22 protein-coding genes are annotated in these 26873 nt (G+C 54.5%); 2 read left to right on the top strand and 20 right to left on the bottom strand.

All coding sequences use genetic code 11. The features are described 5' to 3' along the window. Window positions 1–19 precede the first annotated feature (19 nt). The 19 genes from fliN to ACXAIA_RS13945 form a co-directional block, all read right to left on the bottom strand. Window positions 20–382 carry a flagellar motor switch protein FliN gene (fliN, locus tag ACXAIA_RS14035; RefSeq protein WP_044827611.1) on the bottom strand — a complete coding sequence of 121 codons (363 nt, stop codon included), beginning with the start codon at window positions 380–382 and terminating at the stop codon, window positions 20–22. Next, window positions 375–1808, bottom strand: coding sequence for a FliH/SctL family protein (locus ACXAIA_RS14030; RefSeq protein ID WP_475349870.1), 1434 nt, complete (start codon window positions 1806–1808; stop codon window positions 375–377). Before ACXAIA_RS14030 ends, fliN begins: the two co-directional genes overlap by 8 nt. A 79-nt stretch (window positions 1809–1887) precedes the next feature. Further along, window positions 1888–3492, bottom strand: a complete 1605-nt coding sequence (gene fliF / locus ACXAIA_RS14025) for a flagellar basal-body MS-ring/collar protein FliF (RefSeq protein WP_475349869.1) — start codon at window positions 3490–3492, stop codon at window positions 1888–1890. Window positions 3493–3845: 353 nt separating this feature from the next. Next, window positions 3846–5591 carry a flagellar hook protein FlgE gene (locus ACXAIA_RS14020; protein WP_475349868.1) on the bottom strand — a complete coding sequence of 582 codons (1746 nt, stop codon included), beginning with the start codon at window positions 5589–5591 and terminating at the stop codon, window positions 3846–3848. A gap of 49 nt (window positions 5592–5640) precedes the next feature. Next, complete coding sequence (locus tag ACXAIA_RS14015; protein ID WP_475349867.1) at window positions 5641–6420, bottom strand: flagellar hook assembly protein FlgD; 780 nt, start codon at window positions 6418–6420, stop codon at window positions 5641–5643. A gap of 21 nt (window positions 6421–6441) precedes the next feature. Then, a complete protein-coding gene (locus ACXAIA_RS14010) occupies window positions 6442–8091 on the bottom strand; it encodes a flagellar hook-length control protein FliK (RefSeq protein WP_475349866.1) in 1650 nt (549 codons plus the stop codon). 264 nt (window positions 8092–8355) lie between these two features. Further along, window positions 8356–8868 (bottom strand): flagellar export chaperone FliS, encoded by a 513-nt coding sequence (gene fliS / locus ACXAIA_RS14005; protein WP_475349865.1) that lies wholly within the window; start codon window positions 8866–8868, stop codon window positions 8356–8358. Window positions 8869–8951: 83 nt separating this feature from the next. Then, on the bottom strand, window positions 8952–10718 hold the full coding sequence (gene fliD, locus ACXAIA_RS14000) for a flagellar filament capping protein FliD (RefSeq protein ID WP_475349864.1): 1767 nt from the start codon (window positions 10716–10718) through the stop codon (window positions 8952–8954). A gap of 102 nt (window positions 10719–10820) precedes the next feature. After that, a complete protein-coding gene (locus ACXAIA_RS13995; protein ID WP_475349863.1) occupies window positions 10821–11186 on the bottom strand; it encodes a flagellar protein FlaG in 366 nt (121 codons plus the stop codon). A 93-nt stretch (window positions 11187–11279) separates the two neighbouring features. Then, the gene (locus tag ACXAIA_RS13990) at window positions 11280–12626 is read right to left on the bottom strand and encodes a flagellin N-terminal helical domain-containing protein (RefSeq protein WP_475349862.1); all 1347 of its coding nucleotides are present in this window, start codon (window positions 12624–12626) and stop codon (window positions 11280–11282) included. A gap of 428 nt (window positions 12627–13054) precedes the next feature. After that, on the bottom strand, window positions 13055–14389 hold the full coding sequence (locus ACXAIA_RS13985) for a flagellin N-terminal helical domain-containing protein (protein ID WP_475349861.1): 1335 nt from the start codon (window positions 14387–14389) through the stop codon (window positions 13055–13057). A gap of 427 nt (window positions 14390–14816) precedes the next feature. Beyond that, window positions 14817–16151, bottom strand: coding sequence for a flagellin N-terminal helical domain-containing protein (locus ACXAIA_RS13980; RefSeq protein WP_475349860.1), 1335 nt, complete (start codon window positions 16149–16151; stop codon window positions 14817–14819). 565 nt (window positions 16152–16716) lie between these two features. Next, window positions 16717–18060 carry a flagellin N-terminal helical domain-containing protein gene (locus ACXAIA_RS13975; RefSeq protein ID WP_475349859.1) on the bottom strand — a complete coding sequence of 448 codons (1344 nt, stop codon included), beginning with the start codon at window positions 18058–18060 and terminating at the stop codon, window positions 16717–16719. A gap of 110 nt (window positions 18061–18170) precedes the next feature. Beyond that, entirely contained in the window at window positions 18171–18641 is a 471-nt protein-coding gene (fliW, locus tag ACXAIA_RS13970) for a flagellar assembly protein FliW (RefSeq protein ID WP_475349858.1), read from the bottom strand. A gap of 99 nt (window positions 18642–18740) precedes the next feature. Further along, on the bottom strand, window positions 18741–19970 hold the full coding sequence (locus ACXAIA_RS13965) for a flagellin N-terminal helical domain-containing protein (protein WP_475349857.1): 1230 nt from the start codon (window positions 19968–19970) through the stop codon (window positions 18741–18743). Window positions 19971–19997: 27 nt separating this feature from the next. After that, window positions 19998–22409: a flagellar hook-associated protein FlgK gene (flgK, locus tag ACXAIA_RS13960; protein WP_475349856.1), complete on the bottom strand. Its 2412-nt coding sequence runs from the start codon at window positions 22407–22409 to the stop codon at window positions 19998–20000. Window positions 22410–22426: 17 nt separating this feature from the next. Further along, the gene (locus ACXAIA_RS13955) at window positions 22427–22888 is read right to left on the bottom strand and encodes a hypothetical protein (protein ID WP_475345074.1); all 462 of its coding nucleotides are present in this window, start codon (window positions 22886–22888) and stop codon (window positions 22427–22429) included. Between the two features lie 2 nt (window positions 22889–22890). Then, complete coding sequence (locus ACXAIA_RS13950) at window positions 22891–23238, bottom strand: rod-binding protein (RefSeq protein ID WP_475345079.1); 348 nt, start codon at window positions 23236–23238, stop codon at window positions 22891–22893. Next, window positions 23238–24380 carry a flagellar basal body P-ring protein FlgI gene (locus tag ACXAIA_RS13945; protein ID WP_475349855.1) on the bottom strand — a complete coding sequence of 381 codons (1143 nt, stop codon included), beginning with the start codon at window positions 24378–24380 and terminating at the stop codon, window positions 23238–23240. Before ACXAIA_RS13945 ends, ACXAIA_RS13950 begins: the two co-directional genes overlap by 1 nt. 372 nt (window positions 24381–24752) lie before the next feature. Here ACXAIA_RS13945 and ACXAIA_RS13940 point away from each other — a divergent pair, with 372 nt between their 5' ends. Both ACXAIA_RS13940 and dksA read left to right on the top strand, forming a co-directional pair. After that, window positions 24753–25196 (top strand): flagellar assembly protein FliX, encoded by a 444-nt coding sequence (locus ACXAIA_RS13940; protein ID WP_475349854.1) that lies wholly within the window; start codon window positions 24753–24755, stop codon window positions 25194–25196. Between the two features lie 150 nt (window positions 25197–25346). Then, a complete protein-coding gene (dksA, locus tag ACXAIA_RS13935; RefSeq protein WP_008890403.1) occupies window positions 25347–25763 on the top strand; it encodes an RNA polymerase-binding protein DksA in 417 nt (138 codons plus the stop codon). A gap of 247 nt (window positions 25764–26010) precedes the next feature. On the opposite strand, the gene flgH is transcribed toward dksA, so the two are convergent. Continuing rightward, window positions 26011–26784, bottom strand: coding sequence for a flagellar basal body L-ring protein FlgH (flgH, locus tag ACXAIA_RS13930; RefSeq protein WP_475345095.1), 774 nt, complete (start codon window positions 26782–26784; stop codon window positions 26011–26013). Window positions 26785–26873 lie beyond the last annotated feature (89 nt).

The raw sequence follows: 26873 nt of genomic DNA, 5'->3' as shown, positions 1-26873 counted from the left end.
TCGGATATCCTCTCTTACCTTAGCTTTTCTCTGATTTGATGATTTCCGTCATGGTCACGCCAAGCCGGTCTTCAACCACCACCACCTCGCCGCGTGCGACCAGACGGTTGTTCACATAGATATCAATAGCTTCACCAACCTTGCGGTCAAGCTCTACGACAGCACCACGACCAAGTTTCAGCAATTGACTGACCTGCATGGTTGCTTTTCCCAGGACTGCTGAAACCTGAACGGGAATATCGTACACGGCTTCGAGATCCTTGGAAGTCTTCATCTGCTCGCTGCCGGCTTCGGCTGCGGCGAGAAGTTCGGTACCTTCGCCCTCGAGTTCAATGTGATCGTCGTCGAGTTCCGAGAGTTCGAGATCGTCATCATCAGCCATTTTCGTCTCCTGCGTCTTTGGTCGGTTGCTTCACAGCAGCCATCTCGTCGGCTGTGGTGGTCGGGTTTTCCTGCGTGCGCGGCTGCCCGGTTTCGGGGGCTGCATTGTCTGGCTGTGCAGGGCCTTGCGCGGTTGCCGTCGTCTGGTCTGTTGGTGCCTCAGGCTTGTTTTCCGCCTGCTGTTCGATGGTCGGTTCCGGTGTCGGCTGCTGTGGCGCACTTACGCCCGGTTCCGGGCTTTGCGGCGCGCCAACAGGTGGGGTCGGTTCTGCCATCGTATCTTCTTGCGATGTTTGCATATTCCGCGCTTCGGTGCCATCGCCTTCTTGCGTTCCCGGACCTTCTGCGTCCGGGCTTGCAGGGGATGGCGCGTCCGGTGTGACCTGTGTCACCGGTTCCGCCCCGCCACCTTGGGTCAATCCCGCAAGATTGTCGTGCGGTTGAGGCGCGCTTTGTGACGTTTCCGGTACCGGAGCCTCGGTGGTTGGGCTTGGCATTTCTGCGGGTTGGTCAGGCGCGGGTTCAGCTTCAGCTTCGGTCTGAGGCGCAGCGTCTTGGGGTGCATCCGGCTGTTCTGTCATTTCTGTCGGTTGGGCAGGGGCGTCCGCCGTGGATGGGGTTTGTGCGGCTGGTGTTTCCGCAGCCGGCATTCGGCTTTCCTGAATGTCGGGATCGCCCATGTCACTTTCGGACAGATCATGGTCGCTGGCATGAAGGGCCAGCGCATTGTCGATGATGGCGTTGATTTCAGACCAGATGCGCGCGCTGTCGCGAACTGCTGTTCCGTCCCCCCAGGAAACCTGGCAGTCGCCACTGGCGACATCCGGTTCGCCAACGACAACGATCTTGCCCGAAAAACCACGTGATTGGGCAATGCGGTTGGCAGCGGCTCCGACGTCCTTTTCAAGGTCGGGATGAACCTTGATCATGACTTTCGGTGCTTCAAACAGGTTGACCAGACATTGGCGGACAATGTCTTCGATTTCGGTCAGTTCATATTGCTTGGACCAGGCCGGGGCCAGCTTGCGGATGATGCCAAGGGCAACATGGATTGCATCCTCGTTGATCTTGGCATTGGCGCGTTTTTGCTGCTCGTCGATCTGACCCAGTTTTTCAGCGATTTCGGATTCAACATCGCCGACGGCCTTTTCAAGCGAGGCCATGATTTGCTGATGGGCTTCATCAAAGCCCTGTTTGTGACCTTCGGCAAAGCCCTGTTCGTGGCCGCGCTGCTCGGCGTCGGCCACCATCTGTGCGCCTTGTTCCTCGGTATAGACCGGGGGTGGGGGCGGCGGGGCTTCTTCTTCTTTCTTTTTCTTCTTTTTCTTGCCCAGTTCGTAATGCTCATCCTCGTCGCCTGCCGAACGGATTACGTTGTCGGCATCGTCGAAGCTTAGCGAGAATGTGAACTTTTCAATGGCCGTCATATCGAACTGCTAAAACGCCTTGAGCAACAAAAGGAAGGCAGCCCTGCGGCTGCCAGTGAGCCGATAACTGTCAGGAGCATCAGTTTTCCTGATACAGCCAGTTGCGAATGATCGAGAGAGCTTCTTCCGGGTGTTTCTCCACGATCTCGCCAATCTTTTTGACCGAGGATGCTTTCACGCGGCCTTCAACCTGCGACAGGTTGATAAGCTCTTCGCCTTCGTCCGCGCCACCTGGTGCCATCGGCACAGGGGCCGGACCTTCAAGGGCGGGTGTGCCCTCTGCGGTCATGTCATCGGAAAGCAACTGGCGCTGCGCCATGTCTGCGGCACTCGGCAGTGTTTCGAACGCACGCGTCAGGAGCGGGCGGACCACCAGCAGGATGACGAGGATGGCAACGATGGCCAGGACCAGCATCTCGGCGATGCGGAAGATTTCCGCCTTATCAAGCCCCAGGAAGGTCTCGATATCTTCATCCGGGAATAGGTCTTCGGTGTCAGCAAACTGCATGTTGATGACTTCGACCTGATCACTGCGCTGAGGGTCATAGCCAATGGCGCTGCGTACAAGGGCGGCAATCTTCTCAAGATCTTCCGGTGCGCGTTCCTGATACAGACGCTCGCCATTTTCATCGGTGGTGTAGGTGCCATCGACAAGCACGGCGACGGTCACTCGCGAAATCTCGCCGATTTCCTTGACCTGTGTGGTGGTGGTTTTGGAAATCTCGTAATTGACGGTTTCTTCCGTGCGGCTTTCCTGACTTTGGGTGCCAGCACCTTCGCCCCCGCCAAAGTTGGCATCGGGCAGGTTGTTTTGAAGGGTTACCGGGTCAGTGCCTTCGGTTTCGGAATTGGTCGCGTTTTCTTCGATCGTCTGGCTTGACCGGATCACCCGCTCATCGGGGTTAAAGCGTTCATCCGCGGTCGTGATCTTGTTGAAATCCATCTCGACCGAGACTTCGGCACGGACTTCACCATAACCAAGGGAGCGTGACAGCAGATCTTCGATGGTGTTGCGCAGGCGGCTTTCAGTGCGAATGCGCATTTCATCGGCGGTCTGGGTCAGGAAGGTCGAAGATTGTTGTTCGCCATCACCACGTGCGAGCAAACGACCGCGTTCATCAATGATGGATACCTTGCCCGGATCAAGCTGGGGTACCGCGGCGGCAACAAGGTGCTGGATGGCAACGACCTGTTCTGGCTTCAGCTCGCCGCCAGCCATTTTGACAGCGATAGAAGCACTGGCCTCCTGGGTTTCGCGCGAGAACATCTGACGCTTGGGCAGGACCAGATGGACTCGTGCCTGCTGGATCGACTGGATCGCGGCAATCGTTCTGGCCAACTCACCCTCAAGGGCGCGGACATGGTTGATGTTCTGTTCGAAACTGGTTGCGCCAAAGCCGTCGGAATTATCAAAGACCTCATAGCCAACAGAACCGCCGGTCGGCAGGCCGCTTTCGGCCATGGTCAGACGCATGCGGTTGACCTGATCGGCCGGAACAAGAATTTCGGTTCCATTATTGAGCAGCTGATACTGGACCTGTTGATCTTCCAGGCGATTGACGATCTGGCTGGCATCGGCCGGGTCAAGATCGCGATAGAGCAGTTCCATATTCGGGGCAGAAACGCGCATGATCAGGAATGCAAAGAAGACAAGCAGCAACACACCCACGCCGCTGATTGCCATCAGGCGCGTTGGTCCCAGACTTTTGAGTGTTTGCAACAAGCCGCCCACGATCGACTGCTCCGAACCGAAATTTTACCACTGTCCCTATGCGGATCGATCCATGCGGATTACGACCAGCATCAACAACGAATAGTTCTCCATGCTGAAGAACAGGTTAACAACCGGCAATTTTTGCCCAGTCGTCGGATTCAAATTCACCAGTGATTTGAATCGTTTGGATATTTAAATCCGCTTTGGTCTGCCCTTAATGTAGTGAGTCAATTGACCAAAAAGAAGCCCGGCACGTTGGCCGGGCGAGTCTTGATTGGTGCAATGTGTTTCAGGGCGCGTTAACGCCCTGAAACAGATGTCAATTACCGTTTGATACGGATCAGCTCATCAAGCATTTCATCGGTCGTGGTGATCGTCTTGGTGTTTGCCGAGAAGGCACGCTGGGTGACGATCATGTTGGTGAATTCTTCACCCAGATCGACGTTCGAGCCTTCCAGCGCAGATGCCACGACGTTACCCGCACCGTTCAGACCCGGTTCACGCAGAAGGTAATCACCTGACTCACGTGTCTGGCGGTAAACGTTACCGGTGTGGTTTTCCATTTCATCAGGTGCCTCGAATGTGGCAATCGCCAGTTTGTAAACCGGACGTTTCACACCGTTGGCGAACTCGACCTGCAGGAAGCCGTCCTCGGTGAAGGCATAGTTCACCATGGTACCTGCCTGCGCACCGTTCTGGTTGATGAAGTGGGTTGTGTATTCGACAAGGTTGCCGTTGGCATCAGAGCCTGCAGCAAACTGCGTGATACCGTTACCAAGACCGATGGTGCCAAAATCGAGGGTGAATTCGCTGGTATCGGAACCATTGGTCCATTCAGCCGAGATGTCAGTGTCGACCAGACTGCCGTTCACGCCAACGTTCACCGTGCCGATCGTTGCCTGCACACCGGTAAAGCTCTGAAGGTTACCGGAACCGTCGAAGGTGATCGTACCAGCCTGGATCAGGCCATTCGGGTGGTCGGTTACATCAAGCTCGCCGCTTGTTGTGTTACCGGTAAGTTCGAAGCCCCACCGGTTCTGACCGAGTTTGACAACCTGCAGGTTGACGGTATGGGCCGAACCAAGGGAGTCATAAATGGTCACCGGCATGGAGTTGTCTTCATCGACAGTTCCGGTTGCGAGGTCACCTGCAGTGTAGGTTGCCGACAGGGTTCCCGGAACGCCGGCGAAGTTAATCCCGGTAGCGCTCAGTGGGGTACCCGTTACGTTGGCGATTACAACATCCTGATCGGCGAATGCCCCAGTCAGGGTCAGGGTATCGTTGGTGCCAGTTGTCGTGGTCGTGGCATCGATACCGGTTACAGCACTGATGGCGGCAGCCAGATCTTCCAGCGTATCACCGGTATTTATGGTGATGTTGGTGGTCGTGCCATCATGGGTGATGCTGAACTGGTCACCGTTGTTGATGCCGGCAAGCGACGTCAGATCAGTGGTGTCGTAGTCGATGCCGGTTGTGGTCGAGGTCTGGGTGCCGCCTGTAACAGCCGTTTCGTCCGAGTTCAGGTTTGCACCGAATTCGATATTGGTGGTCGAAGCCGCCGCTGTCAGGATCGAGTTGATGTCGAGAACCTGAAGATCGGTGACCGCCGAGCTGTTCGAAGTTGTTGAGTTGCCACTCGCATCCAGCAGACCACCTTCACGGTCGGTAGCCCAACCCTGAACATAATAGCCGGCAGTGTTTTTCAGGTAGCCATCGTCATCAGGCTTGAAATCACCAGCTCGGGTGAAGAACAACTCGTCATTGGTTCCCGGCGATGGGGTGCCGCGTACGATGAAGAAGCCATCGCCCGAAATTGCAGCCGCCGTGGTCGACGAGGTTGCTTGCAGCAAGCCCTGCTTGCTGATGAGTGCAGTCGGATGGAACCGTACGCCACCTGGCGTATAGCGGGTATCTGTTGCGGCCTCAGTCACCAGGGTCGAGAAGCGACCAATGGTTCCCTTGTAGCCGATCGTATTGAGGTTCGAGATGTTGTCCGAGATGACGCCCAGGTTCTGAGACTGCGCATTCAGGCCGGAAACACCGGAAATCATTGCACCAAAAAGGCTCATTTTTCTTCTCCTGTTTTTACAGGGTGTTGATCAAATCCGGATGAATGCCCTAGGCGGCTTCTTCCTGCTCTTCTTCAGTCCCGGAGTTGTCTCCGGTGTCGGTATTATCGTTGGTGGTATCGGTGCTGTTCGCACCCAGTTTCACGTTGGTCAGGGTCGAGAACGGTACAGAAACATCACCCATGCGCAGGTAAATGTCGCTGTCATCGATATCGACACTGTCAACCGTGCCGACGATACCGATCGCAACAGATGCCGGATCGCCGTCTTCATCAAGGAAGTTGTCCCCATTGGCAGCCATCGGGCTGACGACCAGGGTGTAGGCACCGGGATCCTGTTCCACACCGTTGTTGTTCTTGCCATCCCAGGTAAAGGTCTGGAGGCCGGAAACGTCGGTGAGCTCTTCGGAGTAGATGGTCGCACCGCTCTGATCCTGGATCTGCAACTGCAGACGCGGAACTTCTGGTGCAACGTTGTATTTGTAGGTGAGGCTTTCGCCTTCTTCGCGCCAGTTGGTGTCACCAACGGCCTCGATCTCTGCACCGACATAGGATAGCGCTGAAAGCTGACGCTGCTGGCCCTGCATTGCCAGCAGGTCTTCGAGGTTTTTGTTGCTCTGAATGCCTTGCTCAACCTGGGCGAACTGGCTTAGCTGGTCAGTGAATTTGTCACTTTCCATTGGCGAGGTCGGGTCCTGGTTCTTGAGCTGCGTGGTCAGCAGGGTCAGGAAAGTATCAAAGTTTTGCGCCAGCTGGTTTGCCGAACTGGTCGATGATGCGTTCGTATCTGTGGTCGAGAGACCAACGTTTGTCAGGGAAGAAACGGTCATTTGAGAGCCCTCTTATCTTTCCTAAATCCGGATATCGACAAGGCCGTTGGGATTGATCCCGTAGCCAATGGCGACATGTTCGGCGAGTTCGGTTCCACTCATGACATCGCCCTCATCGGGGCTGCTGCCCTGATCGGCGGTCATACGAGATTGGCCGTTGCCATCCTGACTTTGGCCACCTTCATTTCGATGCTCGAAGGTGAAGCTTTGACTGTCTGCATTCAGGCCGGCGTCTTTCAACGCCTGCTGCAAGGCACGAGAGTCCTGACGCAACATGTCGAGGGTTTCGCGGGTATCTGCCTGAATAACGCCCTGGATGCGGCCATCCTGACCGATTTCCATTTTGACATCGACGCGACCCAGATGTTCAGGGCGAAGCTGAACGGAAATTTTGTCCACACCTTCGCTGGCTGCATTGCGGATCGAAACCGCAACCTGTTGTTGAACCTGTTGGGAGGGCGCCTGACGCGCGGTTTGCGCGGTCTGTCCAACGGTATTGGTCTGATGCAGGGTGTTGGTGCTGCCCGGCTGTCCGTTTGCTGTTGCCGTGGCTTCCGTGCCACCGGTGGCTGTCACCGAACTGGTTGCGGCTGCAGTTTGCTGGGTCGTTGGATTATTTGGTGCGTTCTGGGCGTTGGCGGCTGCTGCCATGGCTTGTTGCGCTGCCTGGGCAGTTTGTGCCGGGTTAGTTGCGCTGGCCTGTTGGGTGCCATTGGTCGTCTGACCATTCGTCGCCGCATTCACGGTGCCATTGGCGTCCGCTTTGCCTTTGCCATCTCCGCTCATGGATTCAACGACACGCGACAAGAACTTATCAGAAGACAATTCGTCACCGGCGGTGGCATCTGTGCCATTCATCGCCATTTTGGCCGATGATGCAGCAGCAGGCTGCGACAGGGCGGTTGAATTCATCAAGCCGTCTGTTGTGGTGTCAGCGGTTGCAGTGGCATTCGCATTGGCTGCGCCATTCTGGGCATTTGCCAATGCTGCGTTCTGACCAGTGGTTGCACTACTAGCGGCATTTGCCTTCGTCTCGGCAGCTTTGGCTTTGGCCAGTGCAATGGCCTCCGGCGACCCTGGAAGCGGAACAGACTGCGCCGGCTGGTTCGGGTCGACCATGCCAGGGGTGGCTACAACGTTTTCGGAGCCATCGCTATCAGTGCCGGTCTCGTCCTCTGCAGCGGCAGATTTTGGGTCTTCAGACGATTGGCTTTCGCCTTGATCAGACGCATCACCGTCGTCAGTGCTGCTATCAGAATTTTCTGCGCTTTGCATGTCATCCGGAGCATTATCGTCTTCCGGACGGTTGGCGTCGGCGTCCCGCGGTTCATCGGCCTTCGGGTCATCAACTTTTGCATGGTCTTCGTGATCGTCATGATCATCGCGCGCTGCACGGGCGGGTTCATCGTCCCGACGGTCTTCGGTGCGCGCTTCTTCGATCGTGTGTTCATCACGTGCTGATCTGCGTGCATCCATTTCCGCACGTCGTTCATCGGCATTGTTCTGGGCAGATTTTGCCGCGTCATATTTGGCCTGCTGATTGTGCTCAGACCAGTTGTCGGTGACCGATGCCATGATATCACTAAAGCCCGATCCCTTGCTTTCGCTGGGGTTCGCGCCCGGTACGGCGACAGTTGGCATCACGCTGTTTGTAATCGCAGAGCTGTTCATGACCTTGGTCCTTATGGAAGCAGTGTCAAAACATGTGCAAGGGACGGGCCAGTTTTGTCAGTTAACGTTTCTTACATATTTTCAGGGCGTTACCGGGTGTTGTAAAGGTGCGGCACAATTTGCCGCGGGGCTATGGCAGTGGATGGCGGGCAAAAATGATCCGGTGGCTGCCAGAGTGGTTACCAAGGCGCGCTTGAAAACAAAAAGACCTCCGAACAGGTCGGAGGCCTTTGAGTTTGGTCTGAAAACTTCCGGAAGCTTGGCTTAGGCAGAAATCGACAAGCCAGATTTGGCAGGTGCCGGAGATTCAGTCTCTTCCGGATTGCTTGCCGGTGCCTGAGCCGCTTCGTTGGTCAGTGCCGGGCGGTCCTGCTGGGCCGTCATAACGGCCTGACGCAATTCGCCTTCACTTTTCTCGGAAAGCTCTGCCCAGGAATCCCGAAGCGGGGTGAGCAGTTTGATTACCTCGGCGGCCGCATTCGGATCGTTTTTGCGGTCAACATCCATCAGGCGGAGCATGCAGTGGGTGTAAAGGCGCTCGAGGTTTGCGGCGATCTCGCCACCTTGCTCCAAATCCAGAGTGTTCGCCAGATGGGCGATCAGCTCCTGCGCGCTACAGTTTGCGTTGCAGCGGCCTTGGATATCATTTCGCTCGATCGCGTTTTGCGCCTCCTGCAAGCGCGACAAGGTCTTCTCAAACAGCATGAACACCATCTTGGCGGGTGTCGCTGTGTTGACCTGCTGTTGCTTGTATGTATGGGCGGCGTGTTCGTTCATGCGACACTCCTTGAAATGCTAAGCGTGTGTTCAGTGTGCATGTTTAACAGAGAAAAGTTAACTATTATCTTTTCTCAGGGCCATTAGTTATTGTTTCCCGAGGACATCAACTCGTCAAGAGAGCTCTGGATGTTCTTCATCCGGGCAAGGGCGGATTCCATCGCAATAAACTGATCCATAAGAACTTCTCGCTGTCGTGCAAGACGTTCATCGATCCGTTCAATTTTTTCTTCATGCGAAGTCGTTTGCGTTTCAAGTTCGCTAATTGCCTGGGTCAAAGTGCCTTCTTCTTCGTCCAGAATTGAATCCAGTTCGAAGTAGAATTGCGCTCCTAGGCCGACACTGGTGGTCACGGTCGCAGTATCGGCAGCATTTCCGTCACCACTATAGAACAGGCGCAAACCATCTGCAGTCCGGATGCTGTTGCCAGAAACAACGGCATTTTTGCCGGTCGTGGTTACACCGTCGACAGTAATGTCATAGGTGACACTGTTTATGGCTCCGCCAGACGCATCGATGTTGAACTCATACGTCGCAGCATTGGTGTTGCTGTCAAAGCCGGTCATGGTGACATCGGAGTTGTCCGACTTCCCACGGAACAGGAACAATTCCATGACTTCGTCCGGCTCGTTGAGCAGGGCTTCATTCAATGCCGCTTCGTCAAGCTCAATGGTTTTGCTGGTTAACGGATCTTCGTTCGAACCATAGGCGACAAAACCCAGGCCAATCTCGGCCAAGACCGAATAGTCGTCCTGATCCGGGCGATCGGTCACACCCTCCGCAAAGGAGCCGGCAATCTGTTGCAGCGCGGATTCAATGCCTTTGACAGATGTGTTGCCAAGCAGAACGGCATCTTCGGATGCTTCCCCGGTGGTCGGATCAACAAAGGTTTTTTCGTTGATGAATGTCTGAACAGCATTATAGGCGTCGACAAAATCAAGAATCGCCGTTTTCGCCTGATTAAGATCCTGTTCGATTTCGATCGTAATCTGTGTACCGGGCTCGGCATCATACAGATTGATGTTCAAGCCATCGATCAGATCAGAAAACTCGTTCGAGCCGCGCGTAACTGCAATTCCGTCAAGTTCAATTTCGGCGTTGTTACCATCATCAATGACGTTGCCCGCGCTGATTGTACCGCCGCCGGTCAAGATGCCGAGATTTTCGAGTACAGCGCCAGTGTCGTCGCTCAAGACCATGCGGTTATCTTCACCCTCCTCGGTGGAGGTCAAGATCAGTGTGCTTTCGGTGTCGGACACCTTAACAACAGACGCCTGAACGCCGGTGGTGTCGCTGACGTTATTGATCTTGTCTCGGATATCCTGAAGCGTGTCGCCAGTTGCGACGGTTACCGTTGCGCTACCGGTGCCATTTCCGATGCTAAAGGTGCCGGTGCCTATGTCCCCGGTGATGTCAGCGCTTGCCGCGACAGATTGTGTATCACTTGAAAGCTTGTGCCTGCTGGCGACCTGGTTGATTTCAAACGTGTAGCTGCCGGTTTCAGCAGCGTTGCTTGCAGTGACACCGATCAGGCTCCCGGCATCGCTGCCATCAGAGGACGCAAAAATCTGCTTTGATTCGAAGATGTTGCGCGAGTTGTCGAAGCTGGTCGCACCATAAAGGTTGGACATCGAGTCCTTGAGCGTCCCAACAAGCGTCTGCAGCTCTTTCAGCGCAGCAATTTTCTCGTCGTTTTCCTCAACCCGTGTTTCAAGGTTATCCGCAGGAATACGACGCGCAGCAATCATCTGGTCGACGGTGTCGACGAAATCAATGTTGGACGATCCGCCAGACAACTGGACGCGACCGTTATCGCCAACATAGATGTTATTTAAATTCAAGCCGCTCATTGGTTTAGCTCCTTGGGTGCACCCGGCTGATTTTGCCTGCAACCGACATGTTCTGTCAAATTAGCTAGCAATAACTGTGCCTTTTTGCGCCCACTCGCTGTGTTAAATCTCTTCGTCGACAAAACTGCCGAGATATTCGCGCATCTGCGAGAATAGCTGCTGCAGTTCTTTGGACGGCAGTTCGCGCAGGACATCGCCGCTGACACGGTCCGTGACTTTCGCAACAACACGACCGGTGTCCTGATTAAAGTTTAGTTCAACGCGGGCGGTGCCGTCTGCGAGATCTGGCAGATCCATATTCGCAAGCGCTTCCTGCATCTTCTGCGGAACTGCGGAAGATTTTGCTTCCGGTTTTTGTGCTGCCGTGCCCGCATCAGCTCTCGCTGCCGGGGCTGCTGGTGCCGCCGGAGCAGTGTGGGCTTTGCTGCCCGGACTGCTTGGCGCACTAATGTTCTGTACGACTTCCATTTTTCAGCTCCTTAAAGCCGCCATCCTGTAACAGCAGGATGAAACTTGAAAACGACGAGTACCGACCATCAGTACTCTGGGACAAATTCTAGGTTACTGCAACAAACGCAGCAGGTTCTGCGGCATTTGGTTGGCTTGGGCCAGCATTGCGACACCCGACTGAACCAGGATCTGCTTTGAAGTGAAGGCCGTCATTTCGGCCGCAACATCAAGGTCAAGCAGTGTAGAACGTGCGGATTCAGTGTTTTCTTGCGTCGTCGCAAGGTTCTGACCGGCGAAATCAAGACGGTTCTGGGATGTGCCAACTGCTGCACGTGCACGCTGCAGATCGTCAATGGCCCGCGTGACCACTTCCACTGCACTCTGTGCGCTGGCGGCTGTGCTGATCGCATTTGCACCCAGTGTTTCCAGAGAATCCTGCGTTCCCAGCGCGCCTGCGCCGAGGGTTCCGGAGTCAACCGAATTCAGGGTAATATCCAGACGGTCATTTGCCGTGTTGCCCGCGCCAACCTGGAACTCGATCGAGTTTTGCAGGGCCTGCCCATTGTCGGCGGCCATGGTAACTGTATTGTTGGTAGTATCAACACTGTTTGCTGCGCCGAAGGCGGTATCACTACCAAAGTCTCGGCTGCCGTTGGTTCCGGCACCAACTTCGGTAACAGTCGCCGAGAAGTTGGTGTTGACTGTGAAGGAAAGGCCAAGCTCGTCGAAGTTCAGGGTTGCGTTTTCACCAGCAGCAATCGCGGTGGTGCCGCCGGATGCGTAATCTGAAACGTCAATAGACTGGGAACGATCAGCAGCACCATCAATGGTGCTCGAAACGGTCATAATGATCTGACCGCTGGCGAGCTCGTTGATGTCGACCGTAAAACTGTTATCGGTAACGGTGTTGCTATTGGCGTCCGTCGCCCAATAATTGTTGTCGGTAATAGCAAAGCCATCAAAACCGGTTGCTGGCACAAGAGCGTCACCGCCAGCACCAGCAGCAAGATCGCCGAACTCAAGGGCAACGTCACCACCATCGCCCAGCAGCTGAATGCCATTGAAATTCGTGGAGGAGGCAATACGGTCGATTTCGTCGCGCAGCTGAACGAATTCATCATTCAGGAAGCCGCGTTCAGTATCCGACAAGTTGCCAGAGGATGCCTGAACCGACAGCGTTTTCATCCGGACAAGAATGTTGTCAATCGTTGCCATACCGCCATCAGCGATCTGGAGCATCGAGTTGGCCTGACCAACGTTTACGGAAGCTGTTTTGAGGGCTTCGGTCGTTGCATTAAGACGTGCACCGATTGCCATGGAGGCTGCATCATCGCGCGCAGAAACGACGCGTGTACCAGAAGACAGCTTCGACAGCGAACGGGTCGCCATTTCGTCTGAAGCCGACAGGTTACGGTGCGCGACGTTCGCAGCATAGTTCGATATAATGTTCAGAGCCATGACGCATCTCCTACATGGATAGCTCAAGACAACATCTTGTTGTCCGTGATCCGGCACACTTGCCAGAATGTTTTCAACCCAATCGTAGGGATGAAAAAGGTAATACAGGTAAGGTGAAATATACTTTTAGGTTAGATTTATGTCCAGCGAAAAAAGATTTCCAGATTTGCCTATTAAAAACAAATGGTTATCGCGACCGGAAAAGTGGGATTCTGTCGACTTTCTTAAGATTTTGTAAACGAATCCGACTCGGTTCATTGCATGTTCAATGGCAAAGACAATTATCCTGACGTATAAAGCAGGCGTTTGAGATGGTTTATTGTTGAGGTTGTGTGTTGGGTGGCTAGGGGCATTGTCCGGATGTGCGTAACGCAAAATGGGGCGACCCGAAGGTCGCCCCATTTAAAGCGTAGCGTTCAGTCCTCAGATTACTGGAGGAGACGCAGGAGGTTCTGCGGCATCTGGTTTGCCTGTGCAAGCATGGCAACGCCCGACTGAACCAGGATCTGCTTGGAGGTGAAGGCGGTCATTTCGGCCGCGACATCCAGGTCAAGCAGGGTGGAACGCGCTGATTCAGTGTTTTCCTGCGTGGAAGCAAGGTTCTGACCAGCAAAGTCCAGTCGGTTCTGCGAGGTACCAACCGCCGCACGGGCACGCTGCAGATCATCAATCGCACGGGTTACAACTTCAACAGAAAGCTGTGCACCAGCAGCCGTCGAGATGTCGACAGATGCATCATCAAGTGCAATCTCGGTTCCGTTCGAGCCCTGGCCGAGCGTCGCCGAGTCAACGGCCGTCAGGTCGATTGAGAGACGGTCATTTGCAGTGTTGCCACCGCCAACCTGGAACTCGATGCTGTTTGCCAGCTGCTGACCATTATCGGCTGCCATAGTGACCACATTGGCGGTTGAGTCGATGCTGCTAGCGCCAAAGGCGGTGTCACTACCGAAGTCCTGGCTACCAGCAGTACCGGCTGCAACTTCCGAAACACTGGCCGAGAAGTTGGTGTTGACCGTGAAGGACAGGCCAAGTTCATCGAAGTTCAGGGTTGCGTTGTTGCCGGCGCCAATCGCGGTGGTGCCACCTGATGCGTAGTCCGAAACGTCAATCGACTGGGAACGGTCAGCCGCACCGTCAATGGTGCTGGTTACGGTCATAACGACCTGAGAGCCGAGCTGCTGGATTTCGACTTCGAAGCTGTTATCGGTCAAGTCGCTGTCGGCATCCGTCGCCCAGTAGTTGTTGTCGGTGATGGCAAAGCCATCAAAGCCAGCTGCTGGAACCAGAGCAGCACCGCCAGCGCCCGAAGCAAGATCGCCGAATTCGATTGCAACGTCGCCACCGTCACCGAGCAACTGAATGCCGTTGAAGTTGGTCGAGGATGCGATACGGTCAATCTCGTTACGCAGTTCGTCGAACTCGTCATTGAGGAAGCCGCGCTCGGTACCAGACAGGTTGCCAGACGATGCCTGAACAGCCAGAGTCTTCATGCGAACGAGGACGTCATCAATGGTTGCCATGCCGCCATCGGCGATCTGGAGCATCGAGTTGGCCTGGCCGACGTTGACGGTTGCAGTTTTAAGTGCCTGGGTGGTTGCGTTCAAGCGTGCGCCAATTGCCATGGAGGCGGCGTCATCGCGAGCCGAAACAACACGGGTACCAGACGACAGTTTGGAAAGGGAACGGGTTGCCATCTCATCGGAAGCAGTAAGGTTACGATGAGCTACGTTGGCAGCATAGTTGGAAATAATATTGAGAGCCATTTTTCATCTTCCTACTTGGAATGAACATCAGGCACCATGCCTTGATGTGAGTGGGTCTGTCCTCTGAAGTTCTTCTTGAACAACGTTAAATGAGGTCCACAACATGTCTTTTGCATTTTGTTGTGTGAGATGTCCAGCAAAAAAAACATCCTCAGTGGACTTTTTGTAAAATATCACAAAAACAGTCAGTTAGCGCGTGTTTCAGTTCGTGACTTCGTAGGGTATTTGATTGCTGGTCGGGAAAATTGAAGCGAATCGTTGCGTTGGAGATTCGTTTTGGCTGGGGTGAGATGGTGCTTTTGGCTCAGGCCGCATGTCAGTCAATGGTCAGCCGGTATGCGGAGCTAAGAAAATTATTGGCTCCAAAAGAAAAGGGCGGCCCGCGGGCCGCCCTTTTGCAAAGAAATCTATTCTTTCCAGATTAAGATTACTGGAGGAGACGCAGAAGGTTCTGCGGCATCTGGTTTGCCTGGGCGAGCATGGCAACACCCGACTGAACCAGGATCTGCTTTGAAGTGAAGGCGGTCATTTCAGCCGCGACATCCAGGTCAAGCAGGGTGGAACGCGCTGATTCAGTGTTTTCCTGCGTGGAAGCAAGGTTCTGACCAGCAAAGTCCAGACGGTTCTGCGAGGTACCAACCGCAGCACGGGCGCGCTGCAGGTCATCAATCGCACGGGTTACAACTTCAACAGAAAGCTGCGCACCAGCTGCGGTCGAGATGTCGACAGATGCATCATCAAGCGCAATCTCGGTTCCGTTCGAGCCTTGGCCAAGCGTGCTTGAGTCAACGGCCGTCAGGTCGATCGAGAGACGGTCATTTGCAGTGTTGCCACCACCAACCTGGAACTCGATGCTGTTTGCAAGCTGCTGACCATTGTCGGCTGCCATGGTGACCACATTGGCAGTGGAGTCAACGCTGCCGGCACCAAACGCGGTATCACTACCGAAGTCCTGGCTACCAGCCGTACCGGCTGCAACTTCCGAAACACTGGCCGAGAAGTTGGTGTTGACCGTGAAGGTCAGGCCAAGTTCATCGAAGTTCAGGGTTGCGTTATTGCCAGCGCTAATAGAGGTGGTGCCACCGGATGCGAAGTCCGAAACGTCAATCGACTGGGAACGGTCAGCTGCACCATCAATGGTGCTGGTCACGGTCATAACGACCTGGGTGCCGAGCTGCTGGATTTCGACTTCGAAGCTGTTATCGGTCAAGTCGCTGTCGGCATCCGTCGCCCAGTAGTTGTTGTCGGTGATGGCAAAGCCATCAAAACCGGTTGCCGGAACCAGAGCAGCACCGCCAGCGCCCGAAGCAAGATCGCCGAATTCGATTGCAACGTCGCCACCGTCACCGAGCAACTGAATGCCGTTGAAGTTGGTCGAGGAAGCGATACGGTCAATCTCGTTACGCAGTTCGTCGAACTCGTCATTGAGGAAGCCACGCTCGGTACCGGACAGGTTGCCAGACGATGCCTGAACAGCCAGAGTCTTCATACGAACGAGGACGTCATCAATGGTTGCCATACCGCCATCGGCGATCTGGAGCATCGAGTTGGCCTGGCCAACGTTGACGGTTGCGGTTTTGAGTGCCTGGGTGGTTGCATTCAGACGTGCACCGATGGCCATGGAAGCGGCGTCATCGCGAGCCGAAACAACACGGGTACCAGACGACAGTTTGGAAAGGGAACGGGTCGCCATCTCATCCGATGCCGACAAGTTACGGTGCGCAACGTTTGCTGCGTAGTTGGAAATAATATTAAGAGCCATTTTGTATCTCCTACTTGGATAGCTCAAGGTGGCAATGCCACACAAGAAATTCCGGCTCATGCCGGAAGCGAGTTTTGAAGATCATCCTGAAACTCAAAACCCACACCAGGATAGAAATATACGTAGGTATGGCATGCCTGTCCATAAGATTTTTGTGTCTACATCATTTATTAATAAACAATAACTTAGCCGTCTTCCTCTGGTAGTGTTTTGCATTGATTACATGCATTGGTGGTATTTTGACGGCTCGGAATATGCCGATTATGTCTTCATTGGCGGTGGGAGTCGCGATCAAAAGGGCGGTCAGAAGGTCGCCTTTTTTCGACGAAGTAGGTTTATCCGGATTGCTTGTGAAGACGCGGGAGAGCCTGCGGCATCTGGTTTGCTTGTGCTCTTGGTTTTGAAATGAGGTTACGAAGCAAAAAGATCAGGTACTTTGCTCTGCATGACGGCTCGTTTGAACCGCAGTGACATGGTGTCGCATGATGCAGAGAAAACAAAAACGGCGGCAATGCCAGATTGCCGCCGTTTAGGATAAAGCTTGTAAACTTGTTTGCCTGTCAATTTAGCCTTGAAGCAGACGCAGGAGGTTCTGCGGCATCTGGTTTGCCTGTGCCAGCATGGCGACACCTGATTGAACCAGGATCTGCTTCGAGGTGAAGTTGGTCATTTCAGACGCAACATCGAGGTCAAGCAACGTGGAGCGCGCAGATTCAGTATTTTCCTGCGTGGAGGCAAGGTTCTGTCCTGCAAAGTCCAATCGGTTCTGATAGGTACCGATATTGGCACGTGCGCGCTGCAGGTCATCAATTGCGCGGGTGACGACTTCAACCGCACTCTGGGCATTCGCTGCCGTATCAATGGCATTGGCTGTTAGGTCTGCAAGGGAGTCTTGCGTCCCGTTTGAGCCAGAACCAAGCGTTTCTGAATCTACGGCTGTGAACTCAATTGCCAATCGGTCATTCGCCGTGTTGCCTGCGCCAACCTGGAAATCCACGGTTTGCTGTAGCTGCTGGCCATTGTCAGCGGCCATGGTGACCGTGTTGTCGGTGGAGTCAATGTTCGCAGCACCAAAGGCGGTGTCGCTACCAAAGTCCGTGGCACCGCCGCCGCCCGAAACTTCGGTAATAGTGGCTGAGAAGTTGGTGTTGACCGTGAAGGACAGACCAAGTTCATCGAAGTTCAGGGTGGCGTTTTCACCGGCACTGATTGCGGTGGTGCCGCCAGATGCATAGTCCGACACGTCAATCGACTGTGAGCGGTCAGCAGCACCATCAATGGTGCTGGACACGGTCATGATGATCTGGCCGCCGGCAAGTTCGTTGATGTCGACCGTGAAGTTGTTGTCCGTGACGGTGTTGCTGTTTGCGTCCGTCGCCCAATAGTTGTTGTCGGTGATGGCGAAGCCGTCGAAGCCGGTCGCAGGGACCAGTGCAGCACCGCCGGCGCCCGAAGCAAGGTCGCCGAATTCGAGTGCAACATCGCCACCATCACCCAGCAACTGAATGCCGTTGAAGTTGGTCGAGGATGCAATTCGGTCAATTTCATTGCGCAGCTGAACAAATTCATCGTTCAGGAAGCCGCGTTCAGTGTCGGACAGGTTGCCCGAAGATGCCTGAACGGCCAGAGTTTTCATGCGCACCAGAATGTTATCGATGGTGGCCATGCCGCCGTCGGCGATCTGGAGCATCGAGTTGGCCTGGTTAACGTTAACCGTTGCCGTTTTAAGGGATTCCGTCGTTGCGTTCAGACGTGCACCGATGGCCATGGATGCAGCATCATCACGTGCCGAAACAACGCGGGTACCAGACGAAAGTTTTGCAAGCGATCGCGTCGCCATCGTGTCCGAAGCAGTCAGGTTTCGATGGGCGACGTTCGCTGCATAGTTGGAAATAATATTAAGAGCCATTTTATTCCTCCTACACGGATAAGAAAGAATGGCTCAGGCCATTCATTCCTTCGGCGACATTGCCTTGTGAGACAGTAAAGCAATGCGCGTGCCAGTATGCTAGGCAAAAATTACAGGTCATGCTGCACAGAGTATTTTTCATTCGGCAAAATATGCTGCCAGGCCACCTGGCGTGCCGTATCGACAAGAATGGGAGCCCGAAGATTGGTCGACATTGTGATGCCCTGGCCGCCTGGCGCGCTCCGAATGGTGACAACCATCAGGATCGCCATATCTGCGCTTTCAATCGCTAGGCTCTTCTGGGCCGTCATCAGGTCTTTTTCCGCATAAACGCCGCTTTCCATATTATATGGGGCGACGATAAAGGACAGGCTTGCATCAGTCAGGCTTTGATAAAGCTTGAACTGATCAAGCGAGGTGTTGGGAATATTTGCCAGTCCGAAGACATGATGCTCAGGAAAGCCGAGAAGGCCGACCGGCATATAAATGCCTTTGTCCCAGCTGAACTCAATGTCGCCGAAGCGTGTTTCCACGACAACGGATTCAGGTGTTTCATTCTCGGCGACGTTTTCGGTTTCCATTCCCGCAATTCTCCGACGGTCGAAAGTTTCTGTCATTGATACTACTTAAAGTATCATTCTGACAAAACAGTTAATGACGCAATACTATCTATATCACAATCAACGCAAATAGTTAGCCAAAGATAAATCTGCGGCGCGCGAAATGGAAATAAAGCTTGCCTGCAAGGCAGTCTCATATTGGGTCAGTTCCGCAAGTGTCAGCGGCACGTCAACGGTTTCAATATCGGTGATGGCCTGGGATGCGAAAACCTTGAAGTCCTGATGGCGTTCTTCGAAGCGCTCGACATTGGCGATATCCAAACCAATTTGCCCTTGAACATTCGGGAGGTCATTAATCGCGTCATTGATAAAGCCAAGCGCCGTCGTCAGTGCCGTTTCGTCTTCCGTGCTGGCCGCAATGCCAAGGCCCTGGACCAGCTTCTGGAAGGCCGGGTTGTCACCCAGGATGCCGTAGGACAAGTTATATTCTTCGTCGACGCGCAACTCCATGATCTGATGATCACCGTTGTAATAGTCGGCATCAGGGCGCGGATTGCCGATTTTTTCCATGCCAAGCGTGGAGAGCAAATCTCCGGCGCCAGTTTCAGTAATCGTGATCGACCCATTGCCGACATTTTCAATATTGAGAAGCGGTGAGCCCTCACCACCAAGGCCGCGCAGTGATGCGATGGCACGGTTAGTGGTATTGCTATTGATCGCGTCCATGATATCGCCAATGTCATCGGTGGCCGCGTTGTAGTTGATCGTCGAGGTCGAACTGTTGCCGTCGATATCAGTGCTGACAATCTGAAGCTGCCCGGACGTCACGCCAAGAGAGGTTAGCGTGGTGGTTGAGGTAACAGATGTGCCAAGCTCACTGAGATAGTTGTCCGGTGCGCCGATCTTTTCGATATCAACAGCCGGTTCTTCCGAGCGTCCGCCGGCGAACAGGTAGCGCCCGTCAAGATTGGTGTTGAGCAAATTGGCGATCTGCTGCAACGCCTGATCGGCTTCCTCACGGATATTGACGTCATCGGCCTGTTGCGCAGAGCTGGCCTGGATCAGCAGCGTTTTCATCTCGGTCGCAATGGTCAGCATGCTGTCCACAGCTGTTTCCATGCTTTGCAGGCGCAGTTTTCCCTGCGTCGTGTTGCGAAGATACTGTTCGGTGCGGCTATATTCGCCCTCTAGATTGAGAAGACGCTGCGCACTGTCAGCGATACCCGCATAGTTTCGCGACTTGTAGCCGCTTGACGCCTGATTCTGTAGGTCGGTTACACGCGCTGCGTTCCGGAGTGCCAAGTCCGAAAGCAGTGAGTGGTTCGTATATGTCGCGACACGCGTTACCATGACAGCCTCACTTTACAAGCATGCAGTTTAAACCGCATTGAGCAATGCATCAAACATTTCATCAACGGTGGAAATGACCTGTGCGGTTGCGGTGTAGGCACGCTGAAAAACAACCAGGTCAGACATTTCTTCATCAAGGTTCACGCCGGCCTCATTCTGAATGCGGGTGCTGAGATCAACGACCAGACCATCCTGGAACTCAAACGAGCTTTCGGCGACGCGCGCCTTGGTCGCGGCAGTCGCAACTATACCAGCAGCATAATCAGTCAGTGATGTGCGTTCGCCTGACAAGCCGTCGGTGGCTTCGAAATCGATGTCTGTACGCTCAAACGCATTACTGATCGAGTTCGCAGCACTGTTGTCACCTTCGTGAACACCGAAATTGATGCCAAGGCCAACAACTGTCGTCAGCGCATCCGCATTTGGCAGGCCGTCATCAGAGAAATAGAACGGGTCACCATCTGCGTCGATCACATGCAGTTTGTAGCCACCAAGCTGACTGTCGAATTTGACTTCGGCGGTGATGTTGTTGTCGGTCAGCGTCGCGCTGTTGTTGATCGCATCAGCAATGTCTTGCAGCGACGTGGTGCTGTCATAATCGATATCAACATCGGTGAAATCGCCACTGACGGTTAGCGTATAGTTGGTCGGAGGCGGAACAAGCGGGCCCAAATTGGGGATCGCTGCATCCGGATCCACAACCGCGGTCGATGTGTTGTAGGTATCAGCGTTGAGTTGGCCGCGTACGATACGTGACGGGTCATTCTTGATCGAGGCGGCAACATCCATGTTGCCCGAAAGTGACGGCCGATCTTCGGTAAAGCCGATCGTTGATGACATGGTGCCTGAGTCATTGATCGTCATGTTTGCGTTGTATTCAACAACCAGGCGATAGCGGTCACCATCCTCGACAAGGAAAGCAGCTTCTTCAGAGGCGGCAACAGTCATACCAGCCCCCTGAAGGGCTGTGCGGATGCTGTCCCGCACATCTTCAAGGGAGTCAGTTGCCGTGTAGTTGACCGTGATGCCGGCCCCGGCAAGAACACCAGTGCCTGCGCTAATGGTAAAGGAGCTTGCCGTAACGCCAAGAGCATCGGTGGAGCTGCTTTGCGGCGCGGACGTCATAACGTCTGAGCGTTTGGTCGTCGCGACAAAATCATTCAGGCCAAAATAGTGTGATGCGCCTTGTTGGCGGCCATCACTCAAGGTGATCTGACTGTCCATCTCGTTGATGGCAACCCGGTTACCATCCTGACCTTCAATCACCAGACGGTTATCAACCAGCGAGGCGGTCAGATAAGAGCTGGCGTCCGAGGCATTAATTGCATCCACGATGCCCTGGACCGTTGCCGGGGTCGTGGGCAGCGAGATATCGGCCCAGCTGTCACTGGCAATAAGGTCGCCATTCTGATCAAGGGCAGCAACACGGAATGCACCGGTTGCCGTCAGCGGGTCAGTGCCCGCAACCGTGCGTGTCCCCGAAAGGTTGGCAGGCGGCGGGAAGGAGGTGCCTTTGTTGTGCTCCGCATTGATCGCATCACGCAGTTCACCCGCCAGTTCGTTAATCTGGTCATTCAATGCGGGAATTTCGGAATCGCGCATCTCAAACAGGCCCTTGAGCGTGCCTGTACGCAGCGTATCGGTGATGTCTTCGTCATCAAGGGTAATGCCAGACCCGCCCGTGCCCGGTTCGAAACCGGCCGTCTGGGTGAAGGTCAGCGAATTGGGCGAACGATCCAGAAGCGTGTTCGCGCCTTGTGCCGAATAGACAACGATTGACCCGTCGCTTCGGCTGAACGTCGTAATATCAATGATCTTGGCAAGTTCGTTCAGTTTCTGATCGCGCTGGTCTTCAAGCTCGGTGGTTGGCTGCTCAAGGTTTTTCAGGCGAATAATGCCGGTATTGAGCTCAGAGATCTGGGTCAGCAGGGTGTTGGCAGAATTTACCTCGTCAGTGATCTGGTCATCAATGTCATCACGCAGATCCTGAAGCTGGCTTGAGAGCTTCTCAAACGATTCCATAACCTGAATCGCGCTTTCGATCGCTTCGATGCGCGGAGAGTTCTGGTCCGGGGTGACACCAAGCTGTTCAAAGGCATCGGCCATATCGTTGATGCGCTGACTGATCGCAGCATCCGACTGGGTGGTGCCAAACAGGGTCTGAATACGCATAAAGAAGTCATAACGCGCTTCTTCGCGACCGGCTTTACCCAGTTCGCCGCGCATTTCACGTACAAGGCCCTCATTGACGTTGCGATAGATATCGGCAACCTGCGAGCCGGCACCGATACCGTCGAGCGTCAGGGTCTCCTGACCGGCGATCTTTTTGGAATAGCCCTCGGTGTTCACGTTCGAAATGTTCGAGGACGTGATCGCAATGCGGGCCTGTGCCGTGTTAAGGCCTGAAATCGCAGTATTGAGTGCCTGAGTAAGTGACATGGTCCTTGCCTCTACCCTTAAAGCGTTTCATTGACGCTATAGGCGCCACCGGATTTATTGATCGTGCGACCATACCCGCCGAGCGACGCCTTGCTGGTCGTGGCCGAGCGGTTATAGGTGGTGCATTCTTCTTTCGACTTTTCGTTGACCGCGCGCACGATTGCCTGAACTACGCGTTCGTTGGTTTCCTTGGCGGACTGAAGCGTGATCATGTTGCGGCGCGCGGTTTCCTGAAATTCGGCCTGCAATTCGCGCAGTTCTTCGCGTTCCTCTTCTGACAGGGCACGAAGTTCCTCACCGCGGCTGCGCAGTTTGACAACCAGTTGCTCGTACTGCATCGACAGGGCAGATTTTTCCGACAGGAACTGCTCATATTCGGCCGATGAAAGGGTCCGCAGCTCGTTGGACTCACGTTCCAGCAGGGACATAAGGTCATAAGTGACGCTTTTAAGCTCGGTAACCAGCTCTTCGGTGGTCATTTTCATCCCTCCTGGACTTTGAGGATTTCGCGTGTAACGGCATCTGCAATTCCGATGCCACCTGCACGGGTCATTTCTTTGGCGTATTCGTCAACCAGCATGGAACGCATCATCGTTTCGCCATGCCCGCCGCCAAACATTTCGTTGGTTTCAATACCGGCAAACATGTGGCTCAGCATCTGGCCAAGGAACATCGATTCAAATTCCTCGCCAGCCTTGCGTGCCTGTTCTTCGGTTTTGATGTGCCCGTCGGTGAGTGAGTCCATCCGGGCGGCCATATTGTTCTGTTTGCCGTACTGTGCGCTGGCCTGTGCCTGCGCCATCAGGGCGGCGGTCCCATCGGTCATCATCACATCACCTCGATTTCAGCCTGCAGCGCGCCAGACGTCTTGATGGCCTGAAGGATCGTAATCATGTCGCGCGGCCCAACACCAAGGCTGTTCAAGCCATTCACCAGTTCCTGAAGGCTTACACCGCCATCCATGATGCCAAGCTGATTGTCTTCGCCTTCATCGACCTCGACATTGGTGCGATCGACAACTTCGGTCGTGCCAGCCTGCGCAAAGGGTGAGGGTTGGGATACCTGCGGGGTTTCCGTCACACGGATCGTCAGGTTGCCCTGGGCAATTGCCACACGGTTGATGCGGACATTCTCGCCCATGACAATCGTGCCGGTGTTTTCGTCAATCACGACGCGTGCAATCTGGTCGGGTTCAACACGAAGCTGCTCGATATCGGTCAGGAGTGCGACAATGTTTTGGTTGTAGCGATCCGGAATGTTGAGGCGAACCGTGCCCGGGTCACTGGCGCGGGCGGCAACTTCGCCCAGATAGGCATTAATTGCATCTGATACGCGCCGTGCCGTGGTGAAGTCCGGGTTACGCAGAACAACAGACATGTCCTGCATGGAATTCAGGTTAAAGTCTATTTCGCGTTCAACGATGCCGCCATTGGCAATACGTGCTGAGGTCGGAACACCTTTGACAATGGTTTCCGCATTGCCACCGGCCGAGAAACCGCCAACTGCCAGATTGCCCTGGGCAACCGCATAAACTTCGCCGTCTGCACCGACCATCGGGGTGACAAGCAGGGTGCCGCCCTGCAGGCTTTCGGCCGTGCCGATCGCGCTGATATTGACATCAATGCGTGATCCCTGGCGCGAAAACGGCGGCAGGGTCGCGGTTGCCATGACCGCCGCGATATTATCGGATTCAAGGTCTTCGATCTGATCGCGGACGTTAATGCCCAGACGTTCAAGCATCGCGACCATGCTCTGGCGGGTAAATTCTGCATCGCCAAGATCATCGCCGGTGCCGTTCAAGCCAACCACAAGACCATAACCGACCAGCATGTTGTCACGTACGCCTTCGAAATCGGCGATATCCTTGATACGTGATTGTGCATGGGCCGGGGTAAGCTGCGTCAGGGCAAGCATTCCCAGCGCGAACGTTGCGAGCGCATTGCGTGCTATTTTGCCAAGACCTGTGATCATACTCTTAATTCCGCTTTTACGTGGGATGCGAAGGCATCCGGCAAATGAGGCGATTGATCGGTTTAACCGCGTTTGCAAACCTATTTGCGAAAACCGTGCCAACTCAGGCTTTCTGCTGGCGTTAAGGTCCAGGAATGCGAATTGCACGCAAAACCGATCTTTTTTCGGGGTTTTGCTTTGGTCCCCGGGTTAGGATCGCGACAACCCGGCATTTTTTTCCCGTTGCGCACCCGGCGCGATTAAGGGAGAATCCCGTTTGCAGGTCACTTTGATGGTAATCCATCAATGCCTGCCGGGCCTGATACCCGAATGAACCATGTGCACTGCATATGTTCATTGAATGCGTCGACAACAACTGAGCGGATACGGATCATGAAGGTTAGCGGTTCCAAGGCTGCCGGTGCGGGGGCAACTTCGCGCAAAAAATCATCCGGTGCATCCGGCGGAAGCGGTTTTGCCGATGCCATGCGTTCGCTCGGCTCTTCTGGTGATGCCGGTGGGGCTGCTGGTGTGCATAGCAGCGGTACGGTCAGTGCACTTGATGCGTTGCTGGCACTGCAGCAAAGCGGTGATGCGCTGGATTCGCCCAAAAAAGCTGCGATGCTGCGTGCCAAAAGCATGCTTGAGCAGCTTGAGGCTGTCCGGGACGGTCTGCTCAGCGGGCAGTTGTCGCCCGCGCGCCTGCAGCAACTGGTCGGTTTGCTCGATCAACAGCGCGAAACGATTGATGATCCGGAACTTTCAGCCGTTCTCGATGAGATCGATCTGCGGGCCCGTGTGGAACTTGCAAAACTGGAAGTTTCCGGTCTGATTTGATTGTTAAATTCAAGGTGAATTCCACTTAGAAATCGCAGAATTCTGCGCATCAGAGGGCTAATTGGCATTTATTTGTTCAATCGGCTTGCACCCTTGGCGCGTGGCCTCTATATTGCCGCGCGATCAAGGAGTCCTGTATAGAGGGCGCAGATGACTATTACCTTACCACCAGACTATCGTCCTGCTGAGGACGAAGAGTTCATGAACCCGCGTCAGCGGGAATATTTCCGCCAGAAACTTCTGACCTGGCGGGCAGAACTTTTGCACGAATCTTCGGAAACATTAGCGAACCTGCAGGATGGCGGGCTTCAGGAGCCGGACCTGACCGACCGCGCGTCGGCCGAAACGGATCGGGCGCTTGAACTCCGTACTCGTGACAGGGCGCGCAAGCTTATTTCAAAAATTGATGCTGCTTTGCGTCGAATTGAAGACGGATCATATGGTTACTGCGAAGAAACCGACGAGCCGATCAGCTTGAAGAGACTTGAAGCCCGTCCGATTGCGACCCTGAGCATTGAAGCCCAGGAACGCCATGAACGGATGGAGCGCACACGTCGCGACGATTGATCGCGCCGGGTGTAAAAAAGATAAAAGGATCCGGCTCAGCCGATCCCCGTCATGCAACGACATGACACCGTGGGAGATTACTGGTTAGGGATAACCAAAATCAAAAAGCCCGGCCTTTTGGCCGGGCTTTTCCTTTGTGCGGTATGTTCTGCACAACAAAGGCCACCCGAAGGTGGCCTTTGACTGTCGCCTGATGTGGTCAACCGGAACCCGGAAAACGGGATTGAACCACATGCGGTCTTGGGTTTTAGAACGGCAGAATGATGTCGAGAACTTCACTGCCGTAGCGCGGCTGCTGAACATCGGAAATGGTCCCGCGGCCCCCATAGGAAATCCGGGCTTCGGCAATCTTGTCATAGTTGACTTCATTGGCCGAGCTGATGTCAGCGGCGCGAATGACGCCGGCAATCTGGACTTCGCGGATTTCACTGTTCACGCGAATTTCCTGACGCCCGTGAATGACATAGTTGCCGTTCGGCAGAACCTGAATGACGATGGCGGCAACGCGCAGATCGATCGCTTCGTTACGATCAAGGGTCCCCGAACCGGCATTCGACGTGTTGCTATCGAAATCAAGCATCGACGTCGGATCAATGGTTTCTGGCAGCACCTTGGTCATTTCCGCTTCAAGACCAAACAGGTTCGGGACGGCAAGGTCTTCGGTGTTGGTGCGCGACCGTGCGGTGCTGTTGGCCAGGGCCGCACTGTCTTGCATTTCAACCACGACTGTCAGGATGTCACCCACCTGATTGGCGCGCTGATCCTTGAAGAAGGACCGCGCACCCGCACGCCACAGCGAGTTCGGGTTGCGTTCGGCAACCTGCGGGGCCGGCATCGGTAAGCTTACCGGGCGGTAGGCTTCTGATTGGGTCGGGTTGTCAATGGATGACAATTTTGGCGGCTCGCCGACTTCGGAAAGTCGTTTCATTGCGTTACAGCCTGACAGCAGTGCGGTGGCACCGATCAGGGTGCTGACAAGGGCGAAACGCCGCCATGATATCTGTACATTTTTACCGGGCATGAATTCCTCCTGGGTTCCTGCATTTGTTAACGCAAGTACCGTGCCAGTTATCTGACCTCATAAGAGGAAAAGCTTGCCGGGTAAGACGG

The sequence above is a fragment of the Thalassospira sp. ABL2_045 genome, from assembly GCF_056161285.1.
The sequence above is the reverse complement of the archived record's forward strand: the minus strand, read 5'-3'. Positions and strand labels throughout refer to the sequence as shown.